9 protein-coding genes are annotated in these 12,527 nt (G+C 73.3%); 7 read left to right on the forward strand and 2 right to left on the reverse strand.

The features are described 5' to 3' along the window. The 5 genes from ABD879_RS03565 (at position 1) to ABD879_RS03585 (ending at position 7,258) form a co-directional block, all read left to right on the forward strand. The gene (locus ABD879_RS03565) at positions 1-873 is read left to right on the forward strand and encodes an ABC transporter ATP-binding protein (RefSeq protein ID WP_345017368.1); all 873 of its coding nucleotides are present in this window, start codon (positions 1-3) and stop codon (positions 871-873) included. Positions 874-994: 121 nt separating this feature from the next. Beyond that, positions 995-3,673, forward strand: coding sequence for an HAD family hydrolase (locus ABD879_RS03570; RefSeq protein ID WP_345017370.1), 2,679 nt, complete (start codon positions 995-997; stop codon positions 3,671-3,673). Positions 3,674-3,756: 83 nt separating this feature from the next. Next, positions 3,757-4,758: a class I SAM-dependent methyltransferase gene (locus ABD879_RS03575; RefSeq protein WP_345017371.1), complete on the forward strand. Its 1,002-nt coding sequence runs from the start codon at positions 3,757-3,759 to the stop codon at positions 4,756-4,758. Beyond that, complete coding sequence (locus ABD879_RS03580; RefSeq protein WP_345017373.1) at positions 4,755-6,332, forward strand: DUF2142 domain-containing protein; 1,578 nt, start codon at positions 4,755-4,757, stop codon at positions 6,330-6,332. Before ABD879_RS03575 ends, ABD879_RS03580 begins: the two co-directional genes overlap by 4 nt. A gap of 47 nt (positions 6,333-6,379) precedes the next feature. Next, positions 6,380-7,258, forward strand: a complete 879-nt coding sequence (locus ABD879_RS03585; protein WP_345017374.1) for a class I SAM-dependent methyltransferase — start codon at positions 6,380-6,382, stop codon at positions 7,256-7,258. A gap of 28 nt (positions 7,259-7,286) precedes the next feature. Here the strand turns inward: ABD879_RS03585 and ABD879_RS03590 are convergent, their stop codons facing one another. After that, on the reverse strand, positions 7,287-8,123 hold the full coding sequence (locus tag ABD879_RS03590) for an undecaprenyl-diphosphate phosphatase (protein ID WP_345017376.1): 837 nt from the start codon (positions 8,121-8,123) through the stop codon (positions 7,287-7,289). 457 nt (positions 8,124-8,580) lie between these two features. Here ABD879_RS03590 and ABD879_RS03595 point away from each other — a divergent pair, with 457 nt between their 5' ends. Beyond that, positions 8,581-10,602, forward strand: a complete 2,022-nt coding sequence (locus tag ABD879_RS03595) for a WD40 repeat domain-containing protein (RefSeq protein WP_345017378.1) — start codon at positions 8,581-8,583, stop codon at positions 10,600-10,602. A gap of 59 nt (positions 10,603-10,661) precedes the next feature. After that, on the forward strand, positions 10,662-11,408 hold the full coding sequence (locus tag ABD879_RS03600; RefSeq protein WP_345017380.1) for a DUF4253 domain-containing protein: 747 nt from the start codon (positions 10,662-10,664) through the stop codon (positions 11,406-11,408). Between the two features lie 469 nt (positions 11,409-11,877). On the opposite strand, the gene ABD879_RS03605 is transcribed toward ABD879_RS03600, so the two are convergent. Then, complete coding sequence (locus ABD879_RS03605) at positions 11,878-12,495, reverse strand: GyrI-like domain-containing protein (protein ID WP_345017382.1); 618 nt, start codon at positions 12,493-12,495, stop codon at positions 11,878-11,880. Positions 12,496-12,527: the final 32 nt, after the last annotated feature.

Genomic DNA, 12,527 nt, shown 5'->3' on the forward strand with positions numbered 1-12,527 from the left:
GTGAGCAGTGACGCGACAGCCGGCGCCTGGAACGGGGGCGCCGCGAACGGCGGCGGGGCGGGCGTCCCTCCGTCGATCGTCATCGACCGGGTCAGCAAGCGGTTCACGCTGCGGCACGCCCGCTCCATCAAGGAGATGACGGTGCGGGCGATGCGGCGGGAGAAGCTGTCGGAGACCTTCAACGCGCTGGACGACGTCAGCCTGACCGTGCACCCCGGCGAGACGGTGGCGCTGATGGGGCTGAACGGCTCGGGCAAGAGCACCCTGCTCAAGCTGATCTCCGGGGTGATGCGGCCGGACCGCGGCCGGGTGCTGGTGCGCGGCCGCATCGCCGGGCTGATCGACGTCGGCGCGGGCCTGCACCCCGAGCTGACCGGCCGGGAGAACGTGTACCTCAACGCGGCCATCCTCGGCATGGGCGAACGGGAGATCCGCGCCAAGTTCGACCAGATCGTCGAGTTCTCCGGGGTGCAGCGGTTCCTGGACAACCAGGTGAAGTTCTACTCGTCCGGCATGTTCATGCGGCTGGCGTTCGCCATCGCCGCGCACACCGAACCGGACATCTTCCTCATCGACGAGGTGCTGGCCGTCGGCGACCCGCCGTTCCGGGAGAAGTGCCTGGCCCGCATCCGCGAGCTGCGCGGCGAGGGCCGCACCATGGTGATCGTCGCGCACGACATCCGGATGCTGACCCGGCTGTGCGACCGCGGCGTGATGATGCGGGACGGCCGCAAGATCTTCGACGGGGACGTGGCGGAGGCCGGTGCGCTGTGGCGCGAGGACCGGCAGGCCCGCCGGCTGGCGGCCACCAGCGGCCACGGCGGGACGCCCGGCCCCGGCGGCCCCGGCGGACATAATGGGACGGCTCCCTGATTCTGCCGCGATGACGGAACGCATCCAGAGATAACGCGTCGAAGTAGTGCGCGTGGATAGGGTGTCCGCACCATCATCCGCACGTCGGGCAGAGCAGGCAAGGCAGCAGGAGGGGACGGCGTTGGCTGAGCACGAGATCGGGTGCCCGATGCTGGAGGAGGTCCACCGCATCGTCGCCGACAAGCAGTGCGCGGTGCTGTCCCTGGACATCTTCGACACCCTGCTGTGGCGGCGGGTGCCGCGGCCCACCGACGCGTTCGCGCTGCTGGCGGCCCGGCTGCGCGCCGAGGGCCTGTGCCCGCCGTGGGTCACCGACGCCACCTTCCGCCGCATGCGCATCGCCGCCGAGCGCACCGCCCGCCGCGGCCGCGACGCCATGGGCAGCGAGGTGTCGCTGGCCGACATCTGGCGCGCCATGCCCGCCGACGTGTTCGCCGGCGCCGAGCTCGAACAGCTCGTCGAGGCCGAGGTGCGGCTGGAGCGCGACGTCACCGTGGTCGACCTGGACGTCGCCGCGGTCGTGCGCGCCGCCCGCAAGCAGGACATCCAGATCGTGCTGGTGTCCGACACCTACTTCACCGAGGACCAGCTGTCGCTGCTGCTCGACCGGCCCGAGCTCGGCCCGATGCACGACGTCGCGATCTTCCGCTCCAACCAGCACGGCACCGACAAGGCGTCCGGCCTGTGGGAGATCGTGCTGCGCGAGCTGGACCGCAGCCCCCGCCAGATCGTGCACATCGGCGACAACGAGACCGCCGACTTCGAGGTCCCGGCCGAGCTGGGCGTGCGCGCCGTCCACTACCGGCGGCTGGACGACGCCTACGAGGAGGTGCTGCGGCGCGAGCGCGAACCGCTGGACGACCTCGACACGCACGCCCCCGACCTGGACCAGGTGCACGGCGACTTCGGCCTGACCAGCCTGCGCGCCAAGACGATCCACGCCGGCGGCCCGCACGCCACCTCCGCCCTCGACACCGCCTGGCGGTACGGCGCGGGCGTGCTCGGCCCGGTGCTCACCGGGTTCGCCGAGTGGGCCGCCGCCCGCGCGCACGCATCCGGAATCCGCCGGCTGTGGTGCCCCATGCGCGAGGGCGAACTGCTCTCCCAGATGATCAACAACGCGGCGCGGACCCGCGGCTGGGACGTCGAGGCGCACCCGGTCTGGCTGTCCCGGTTCGTCACCTCGCTGGCCGGGCTCGACCCGTTCGACACCGCGGCGGTCCACGCGTTCGTGCGCAGCGGCTACCAGATGACCGTCCGGCAGGTGCTGACGGTGCTGGAGCTGCAGGCGGGCGAGGTGCCCGGCCTGGCCACCGAGCTGGACACCGTCATCGACAACGGCGACATCGCCGAACGCGTCGCCCGCGCGCTGACCGAGACGCCGCACCTGCGCAACCGGCTCGCCGTCACCGTCACCGCCGCCCGGGAGCGGATGATCCGCTCGCTGCGCGAGGCCGGCGCCCTCGACGAAAGCGCCGACGGCAGGGGCGAGCTGACCCTGGTGGACCTCGGCTGGGGCGGCACCATCCAGCTCCAGCTGGCCCGGGCGCTGCGCATCGCCGGGATCGACGTCGCCCCCGCCGGGCTCTACCTGGCCACCGACAGCCGGTCCGAACGCGTCTACCTGGCCGGGCTGCGCGCCGAGGGCTACCTGGCGCAGGCCGGGCACCCCGAGCGGGTCGCCGCGACCGTCACCCGCAGCCCCGAGATCGTCGAGCAGTGCGTCAACGCGCTGTGCGGGTCGCTGGTCGGGTTCGAGGAGGACGGCTCCCCGATCCTCGGCGAGACCGCCGACACGCCGTCGCAGAACGCCGAGCGGCGCGCCGTCCAGGACGGCATCCTGGCCTTCCAGCGCAACTGGAACCGGTACGCGGCGGCCGCCGACACCCCCTGGCCGGACCTGGCCGAGCCGCGGGCCGCCCGCGACCGCCTCGCCCGCATCCTGGTGGCCGCCCTGGAGACGCCGACCCCCGCCGAGGCCGCCGTCTTCGGCAACTGGGTGCACGAGGACAACTTCGGCTCCGACCTGGTCACCACGCTGCTGCCGGACGACCTGCGCGCCGCCGTGCCGTACCTGTCCGTCAACGACCTGGCCGACCTGCACATGCGCGACTCGTTCTGGCCCGGTCTGATCGCCGCGTCCGACCCGCAGCTCGGCGCGCTCGCCCGGGTCATCGCCGACGGCCACCTCGACCGGCGGGCGCTGGAACCGGCCGGGGAGCCGGTCGACACCCGGCTGCGCTACCGCACCGTGGACGACCGCTGGCACGAGACGATCCGCTGCCGCGTCCGGGTCAACCACAACGGGCTGTCGTTCGCCCGGCTGCGCTTCGAGCACCACGACACCGTGGACATCTCCCTGGCGATCCCCGGCCGTCCCGCGATCGTGCGGGTGGACTGGATCGAGGCCCGGGTCATCGCGGGCGGCCGCCGCCGCGAGCAGGTGCTGCGCTGGGACAAGCCGGAGGACTTCGTCGGCCTGCACTACGCCGACTGCCGCTACCTCGGCGGCAACCTGATGGAGTTCTTCGCCCCGCACGCGGCCGTGTGGCTGCCGATCGCCCGCCGCGCCGGGGCGCCGGTGGTGTCGTCCGGCCAGGTCAGCGTCGCCTTCGCCATGCTGCCGCAGTCGATGAGCGGGATGGCCCCGCGGATGCCCGTCGACAAGCGGGCGGAGCTGTCGGCGCGCGCGGCCCGCCTGTCGGGGCGGCTGCGCGAGGAGTACCGCACTTCGGGGGTCAAGGGCGTGGCGGCCGGGGCGGGCCGCGTCGCCAGGCGCAAGCTGGGAGGTGCGTTCTGAACCCGGCCGAGATCGGCGGCTCGCGCGGCGACCCGCACCGCCAGGCCCGGGCCGCGCGCGAGCAGCCGCTGCTGCTGCACTCCATGTCGGTGTTCCGCGAGCTGTTCGAGCTGGTGTTCGCGCACCGCCAGGTGTCGGCCGTCGTCGAGGTCGGTGTGGAGTCCGGGCAGGTCAGCGCCGTGTACGCCGACCTCGGCGCCACCGTGTACTGCGTCGAGCCGAACCCCGACGAGCGGCTGCGCGAGTTCCTGGCCGAGCACCCGCGGCTCAACCTGGTCGAGGGGGCGTCGCCCGACGTGCTGGGCGAGCTGCCCGCCGCCGACCTGTACGTGCTGGACGGCGACCACAACTACGCCGTCGTCCGCCGCGAACTGGCCTGGATCATGGAGCACGCCCCGGACGCCGTCGTGGTGCTGCACGACGTGCTGTGGCCGTGCGGCCGCCGGGACTTCTACTACCAGCCGTCCCCCCTGCCGCCGTCGGACGTGCACGACGCCACCCGCGACGGGCCCACCGTCTGGCACGACGAGGTCACCCCGGCCGGATTCGTCGGCGACGGCGCCTACACCGTCGCGGCGCACGCGGGCGGCGAACGCAACGGCGTGCTCACGGCCGTCGAGGACGCGCTGGCCGACGGCGGCGCGGGCTGGCGGTTCGCGATCGTCCCGGCGGTGTTCGGGTTCGGCGTGCTGGCCCGCGACGCGGCCCCCGGCGCCGCGGAGCTGTTCGCGGCGCTGCGGCCGTACACGTCCTCGGCCCTGCTCGCCGCCATGGAGAACAACCGGATCGCGCTGTACACGCGGGTGCTGCAGCTGCAGTACGAGGCGCGCACCCACGCCGACGGCGCCAACCGGCTCGCCGAGACCATCGCCGCCCAGCAGCGGGAGATCGAACGGCTGCGCGGCGAACTCGAACGACGGGACGCCGAGATCGCGACCCGGCGGCGCGAACTGGAGGGGCTGCGCGCCGAACTGGCCCGGCGGGCGGCCCCGCGCCGCGCCGCACCGCCCGAGCTCGGCACCGCCGTCACCCAGCTGGGGCGGGCCATAACCGCCAGAGTGCGCCGGGACCCGGACGGGCGATGACCCCGGCGCCGCCGTCCCGGCTGATCGCGATCCTGGCCTTCCTCGGCTTCTTCGCGGTCGGCGGCGGCTGGGCCATCGCGCTGCCCTGGGACGGCGGTCCGGACGAGCAGGCGCACATCACCCGCGCGGCCGGCGTGGTCGGCGGGGACGTCGCCGCACCGCCGGACTACCTGACCGTGCCCGGCTTCCCGCGGCCGCTGCCGGGCACCCGCCAGACCGTCCCGTCCGGGGTGCTGCGCAAGTCGCCCGCGTGTTTCGCGTTCAAGCCCGAGCAGCCCGCGAGCTGCCTGGACGAGGCGGCCCGGGCGCCGCGCCCGCACGCGCCCGCGGACGGGTTCTCCGCCACGGGCCGCTACCACCCCACCTACCACGCGGTGGTCGGCTGGCCGCTGCGGATATGGCCCGACGACACCGGACTGCTGCTGGCCCGGCTGCTCAGCGCGGCCCTGTCGGCGGCCTTCCTCGCCGCCGCGACGTACGCCGTGCTGGCCTGGGCGCGGCGGCCGTTCCTGCTCGCCGGGCTGCTGGTCGCCGCCACGCCCCTCGCGCTGCACCTGACCGGCGTGATCAACCCGAACGGGCTGGAGATCACCGCGGCGATCGCGATGTGGGCGGCCCTGATCCCCGCCGTCCTCGGCGGCGGGCCCATTGACCGGCCCGCCGAGCGGCCCGTCGACCGGCGGCTGCTGGTGCTGGCCGGTGTCGCCGCCGCCGTCGTGGCGTGGACCCGCCCGTCCGGACCGCTGGCGGTCGCGCTGGCCCTGGCCGTCCTGGTCGGCACCGCCGGCCGCGCCCGCCTCGCCCGGCTGGCCCGCGACCGCGCCGCCCGGCTGGTCGCCCCGGCCGTCGCCGCGGCCTGCCTGACCTCGGGGATCTGGACGCTGGCGATGAAGGCCACCGAGCTGGTGCCGGTCCCCGGCGGCGCCGGGCTCGGCCCCGCCGAGGCGCTGCGCGTGGTCGCCGTCGAACGCCTGTCGTTCTACCTGAAGTCCATGGTCGGCCAGTTCGGCTGGCTGGACTTCAACATGCCGCCCGCCTTCTACGCCGTGTGGTTCGCCGCGGCCGGGTTCCTGCTGCTCGCCGCGCTGGCCGCGGGCACCGGCCGCGACCGGCTCCGCCTGCTGCTCGCCGTGGCGGGCGCGTTCGCCCTGCCGCTGGGCATGGACGTCTTCGGCGCCGAGTCCGACGGCATGGTCGCGCAGGGCCGCTACATGCTGCCGTGCGCGGTCGGCGCCGCCCTGCTGGCCGCCTACACCGTCGACGAGCGCGGCCTGCTCGCCCGGCCGTTCGCCCCGTCGGTGACGCGCTGGCTGGCGGCGGTCGTGCTCCCCGCGCACCTGGCGGGGCTGGCGTATACGATGATCAGGTACCAGCACGGCCTGCGGCCCGGCGTGCCCGCCCTGAACCCGCTCACCGGCGAGTGGCATCCCCCGCTGGGCTCGGCCACGGCCCTCCTCACGGCGACGGCCGGCCTGATCGCGCTCGGCACGATGACCTGGCTGTGCACCCGCGCCGCCCGCTCCGGGAACGCCGGGGCGCCGCGCGATCGTTACACCCCGGCCGCGGCATCCTGACCGGACCCGACCCGCCGCCGCGGCCGCGCACGTTGAGGAGGGACGATTTGGGCAACTACGTCACCACCGTCGCGATGCACCAGGAGACCTGGGGGACCTTCCTCGAACCGGACCCCGCCCTGGCCGACGTCGACGAGCTGCACGAGGCGCTGAACATCCCCATCTACAGCGGGCACCACGCCCCGCTGAAGAAGTTCGCCGGACGCAGCACGATCTTCGACCGCATCACCGCGCGGATCGAGTCGTCGCAGGTGGCCTACGAGGACCAGTGCAGCGCCCACCACTACTTCGACGTCTTCACCCGCGTCGAGCGCACCCACCTGGAGCTGACCCGGCTGGTGGACGTCGGCGTCTTCATGGGCGGCTCGTCGGCCATCCTGGCCGGATGCGTGGAGCCGATGGGGCTGGAACTCGACCTGGTCGACGTCAACCACGCCTACCTGCAGTTCACCCGCGAGCGGCTGCGCCGCCTGTTCCCCAACGCGATGGCGCGCGTGCGGATGTTCCACGGCGACCTGCCGACCTACGTCAGCACCGTGCTGACGGCCGAGCCGCAGACCCGCGCGTTCGTCCACCACGACGGCGCCCACGACTTCAACCAGGTCGTCAAGGACCTCAGCTCCCTGTACTTCGTCCGCGACCGGGTGCACGGCCTGGCCATCCAGGGCACCCACCTGCGCGGGTCGATCGAGCACAACAACTTCGTGGACGCCGCCGTGTACGCCATGTTCGGCGTCGGCGTGCCGCACGAGCCGCTCGGCGCCAACTTCCCGGTCGGCGACCCGGTCACCAACCCCAACCGGTGGAACGGCAACTACTTCCTCGCGGGCCGGCACGAGGGCATGTACGTCCCGTTCGCCGGCCTCGACTGGAAGTACCCCCACCCCTCCATGGAGCTGGAGGCCTTCCTGCCCGGCAAAGCCTGAACGGCGCCGGTCGCCACGTGTTCTCCGCTCAGGAGGCGGAGACCGTGCCCGTGGCGACCAGGGCGAGCACGATGACGCCGAGCACCACCCGGTAGCCGATGAAGACGGTGTAGGTGTGCTTGGCGACGAACTTCAGCAGCCACGCCACGGCGAGGTAGGCCACGATGAAGCTGACCGCCGTGGCGGTGAGCGTCGCGGGCCAGCCGACGCCCTTGGAGATCGTGTCGTACTCGTCGACGAGCTGCAGCCCGCCCGCGGCGGTCAGCGCGGGGACCGACAGGAAGAACGACAGCTTGGTGACCGTGACCCGGTCCAGGCCGCGCAGCAGGCCCGCGGACATCGTCGCGCCCGAACGCGACACCCCCGGGATCAGCGCCAGGCACTGGACGAGCCCGATGGCCAGGGTGTCCTTCCAGGTCACGTCCTTCTCGCTGCGGGACTGGGCGGCGCTGCGGTCGGCGAAGTACATCACCCCGCTCCACAGGATCAGCGCCGACCCGACGAACCACAGGCTGCGCAGCGTCGTCTCGATCTGGTCCTTGAACAGCAGGCCGGCGACGCCGATCGGGATCGCGCCGAGCCCCACCGCCCAGGCCTGGCGGTAGTCCAGGTCGTCGCGGAATTCGGGGCGGAACAGGCCGCGCAGCCACGCGCCGATCAGCCGGGCGAAGTCGGCGCGGAAGTACAGCAGCGTCGCCAGGACGGCGCCGACCTGAATGATCGCGGTGAACGCGGTGATATCAGAATCGTCGGGGGAATATCCGAGCAGGCTCTCCAGAATCGTCAGATGCCCGGTGCTGGATATCGGCAGGAACTCGGTCAGCCCCTCCACGGCGCCGAGGAAGACCGCTTCCAGAATGTTCAAAATGACCCTCGTATTCGTTCATCGGGTGCGCCACGGGCCGGTCGCGGTGGTCCGCCGCGACCGGCTCGACCGCATGTCGCAGGGGTGCGTGCCGCTCGCCGTGCGGTCTCCTCACGGGCGACGCCGCGTCCGGGAACTTCCTCGGCGTCAGGGGAGACGATACTGGTCGGCGCCAAGCAGGCAAACCAGCGATCGGCACCGAATGCAGCTTACTTTGGCCGGTGCGCCCACCATGCCTGAATCGGGGGAATCGGGGGGGCGGAAGCGGTTTCCGGGCAGACTTCCGGGTCGGTTTACGTCGCGGTGGAAAAGGCTTGACGACACATGGATTAGTAATCGGCGAAATCAGTGTGAACGGTTGATGAACGCGCCAAGTGCCGGTTCCCGGCCGCCCGCGGTGCCCGAAGGCGCCCGAACCGCGCCAGGGTGTCCCTCCCCGTCGGTAAGGTCGGGCCTCGTGACGGGGATCGTGGACTATGGACGCTTTGCGGAGCGGCTCCGGCGGGTGATACCGCGCTGGGACGACCGGGAGCGGATGTCGGAGGAGGAGTTCGCCGAGCACCTGGCCGACACCGGGCCGCGCTGGGAGCTGCTGCGGCAGTTCCAGGAGGAGTGGGGGTACGTGCCGCCCGGCGGCGAGCCCGCCTGGCCGCGCTGGACGGAGGACGGGCACAAGGCGTACGTGCGCAGCCTGTTCGGCAAGGAGGACGACGACCGGTTCGCCGACGTCGACCTGTCGCTTCCCATCCCCAAGGCGCTGGACGAATGGTGGGACCTGCCGTTCAACTCCTTCTCCTACCGCCCCCGCCTGTACTGGACGAACCCGGTGTGGCCGCCGACGATCCGCCCCGACCCGACCGGGTACGGCACCAGCGACGGGCTGCCGGAGGACAATCCGTACGTCGCCCCCGGCGGCGACCTGCGGCTGTGCGTGTTCATGGCGGAGAACCAGTACTGCAACGAGTGGGGCTACCTGGCCGCGGAGGCCGGGCTGGCCGATCCGCGGGTGTTCGTGAGCGTCGAGGACGGCTGGGTCCTGCAGAGCCGTTCGGTGTCGGAGTTCTTCCTCCAGCTCGCGGTGGAGCGGCTGCCCGACCAGCTCGGGTGGACGCTGTGGCTGGGGGAGGAGCAGTTCGGCACGAGCGAGGCGGAGATGGCCCGGCGCATCAGGGAGCGGTTCCCGGAGCTGGGCCTGCTGCCGTGGCGGGAGCTGGGCGCCGAGGCCTACACCTACGGCGCCCCCGATGCGATCATCCGGTTCAACGCCGAGGACTACGACGGCGGCCCCCTGCACATCCACGGGCGGACCCGCGCCGCCCTGTACGACGTCGCGGAGGCGCTCGGCATCGACGTGCGGGAGGAGTGGATCGGCGAACCCGGCCCCGAGGACGCCAAGCTGGACCTCGGGCCCGTCGCGCTGGCGGCGGGCGACGCCGACGACGGCGGCCGGTGGACGGTGCTCCAGGCGAGCCCCGAGCGGCCGGACCGCGCCGAGATCTCCTTCGGCGCCCTGACCGGCGAGGCCGAGCCGCCCGGCCTGACCGCGGCGGCCCTCGACGCGGAGGCCGTCACCCTGGTCGCCGGGGACCGCGACGGCGGAGTGCACGCCCGGATCCTGGACGCCGACCCGCCGCGCACCCTCCAGCACGCCCTGCACAACGGCGCGGTGACGGCGGTGACCAGCGTCAGGGCGCGGAGCGGGGGCTCGGTGATGTGGAGCGGCGACGACAAGGGCGTCGTCCGCATGTGGGGTTCGGACCTGGACCCGCTGGAGGCGCCGTACGACATCAGAAGGCGGAACCGGGTCACCGCCCTGCACGCGGAGATGCTGCCCACGGGCGTGGCCGTCGCCATCGCCTGGTCGGACGGACTGGTCCGCATCCACGACATGTTCACCGAGCTCAGCGCGGACCTCGAACTCGGCAGCGGCATCGACCATCTCCTCCTGCGGCCCGACGCGACGCTGGTCGTCGGCGGCGGCCACGGGACGGTCGTGCTGCGGCTGCGCCCCGAACGGCTGTGGCCGACGCGCGCACTGGCGGCGCGGCTGGACAAGGTCGATTGGGAGCCGCTCAGGACCTTCCGCGACCGCGACGCCTCCGACATCCCCGACCTGATCCGGCGCGCGGCCACGGTGGACGCCTACGAGGCCGAGCGCACGGTGGAGGCCCTGGCGGCGCGGTTCCTGGAGGACGGCGCGACCTGCCCGGCCGCCGGGATCGCGGCGCCCCCGCTGCTGGACGCGGCCGCCCACCCCGGCTGCAAGGCCCGCGCCGGGCTGCTGGACCTCCTCGCCCGGATCGCCGGCGCCCCGGCCGCCGATCGCGGTGCGGCGCTGGCCCGCGCGGCGCTCGCGTCCCGGCGGCAGACCGTGCTCGGCCTGCTGGACGACCCGGATCCGGCGGTGCGCGCCGCCGCCGCGGACCTCGCCGCGGCCGCGGGCCTGGACACCGCCCGGCCGGACCCGAGCGCCACCTGAGCACGGGGCCGGCGGCCGGGCGTCCGCGCATTGTCGGTGGGGCCGGTTAGTTTGCGCGCATGTCGCGAGGATCACTGGACGAACTGCCGGACGGCCTTCCAGCGGGCAGGCTGATCATGCCCGAGGAGGGCGACCGTCCGGCCCTGTGGGTGTCGGACGAGCCGGTCCCCGACGCGGGCCGGCACTGGCTGCGGCTCTACGACCTCCGTCATGAGACCGGCCTCTACCCCTTGCTGCTGGAAGGGCTGGCCAGCGACCTCGCCCGTCCCTGGCATGACGGCGAGCTGTGGCCGGGCTCCGTCGCCGCCATCGACGCACTGGAGGCCGAGGACGTCCTGGCGAAGGCGTGGCATTCGGTGACCCAGGGGGCGGAGCACGGTCCGCTGTCCGGCCCGTGGCCCGGCCTGGCCCCTCCCGGCGAGGCGGACGAGGACGCCGACGCCGTGGCGCGGCGCCAGGCCGCAAGAAGCGGCTCCGCCCTGCTCGGCCTCGTTCCCGCCGAGCGCGGCGCGGACGCGCTGACCGCGGTGGGCTGGGACGGGCCCTGCAACCACGCCGGCACCGACGATGTCTCGGCCGTCGTCCGCACCTGGGAGGACCGGTTCGGGGCCCGCGTGACGTCGGTCGGCTTCGACACCCTCCGCCTCTCGGTGGCCGCGCCGCCGGCGACGATCGAGCACGCCCGCCGGGTCGCCGTCGAGCACCACGCGCTGTGCCCCGACAACATCTGGCAGGGCGTCGGCGACTTCGAGCAGTACGCGGAGTTCCTGGTCGGCGCCGACACCTGGTGGTTCTGGTGGGACTGACGGGCGCACGGCGTCCGCCCGCGGCCGGGCCGCCGGTCCACCCAGGGCGCGTCCGGATCCGGCTGGCAGGTCGGCTTGGGCAGCGGCGGCTTGGTCGCAGCGGCGGTCTGGCGGGCGGCGAGGGTGCGGGGCGACGCGCCGTCGCGGCCGGAACGTTCCAGCGGGCAGGAGTCGCCGAGGATCCGGCAGACCGCGCCGGTGCACGCCTCCGCCACGTGGCGCCCGCACCGGACACCGACACGGCGACGGCGATCCCGGTGATCAGCAGGGCGACGGCGATGTACTCCAGGGCACCGGCGCCGCTGTCGGAACGTTGCACAAACCAAGATCATCGCGCCTGGGGCGGGCGCGCCGCAAGGTCCTGAGACCTGCTTTGGGACCCAGGCGGCGGGCCTTCTTCCGTCGTGGCGCGCCTCCGGCGGGAGCCCTCGATCCCATGGGGGCCGCGGGCTCCCGCCGGAGCGCGATGTCACCCGGTCCGGCGGACGGGCTGGCGCAGGACCGTCTTGAGCTTCTCCGGCCGGGTCCGGCGCGGGTCGCTGAGGTAGATCTCGTGGTGCAGGCCGTGCAGGCGCAGGCCGTTGGCCTCGATGTACTCGTTGTGCAGCCGGGCCAGCAGGGGCGTCTCGTCGTCGTAGGAGCCGATGTGCAGGACCTGCGCGCACAGGCCCTCGTGCAGCGTGTGGTACCGGACCTCGGCGATGGCGGGGCGCTTCTTCTTGGCCGCCGCGATCTCGCGGGCCTCCTCGACCGCCGCCCTGGTGATCCACTCGGGCTGGCTGATCAGCATCGTCCACTTCCAGGACGCCTTCGCCCGGGCGGTGAACACCTCGTAGTCGTCCGCCCACCACAGGCCTTCCAGAGGCGCCACGACGAAATCGCGGCCGTCGCGCTTGGCGGCGAACTTGAGCGTGTAGGCCACGCTGTAGAGGGCCTCGACGGCGGCCGCGTAGACGGGCGAGGTGTTGGGGTCGCCCTGGCCGTCGATCGCGATGAACCGCTGCTCGGGCACCTCGACCAGCGCCCAATCGGTGTTCTTCGGCGCGTACAGCGCCCTGCGTTCTCGTTTGACGTCGTAGGACGCCATCATTCAGGTCCCTTCGGGGTCGGATGCGCGAA

Origin of the sequence: Actinomadura keratinilytica (assembly GCF_039539665.1) — a bacterium.
Classification (GTDB): Bacteria; Actinomycetota; Actinomycetes; order Streptosporangiales; family Streptosporangiaceae; genus Spirillospora; species Spirillospora keratinilytica.

Bases quoted from the DNA above. Each gene is read 5' to 3' on its own strand.
- ABD879_RS03600 (WP_345017380.1), top strand. From the start codon at position 10,662: ATGTCGCGAGGATCACTGGACGAACTGCCGGACGGCCTTCCAGCGGGC.
- ABD879_RS03580 (WP_345017373.1), top strand. From the start codon at position 4,755: ATGACCCCGGCGCCGCCGTCCCGGCTGATCGCGATCCTGGCCTTCCTC.
- ABD879_RS03575 (WP_345017371.1), top strand. From the start codon at position 3,757: ATGTCGGTGTTCCGCGAGCTGTTCGAGCTGGTGTTCGCGCACCGCCAG.
- ABD879_RS03605 (WP_345017382.1), bottom strand. From the start codon at position 12,495: ATGGCGTCCTACGACGTCAAACGAGAACGCAGGGCGCTGTACGCGCCG.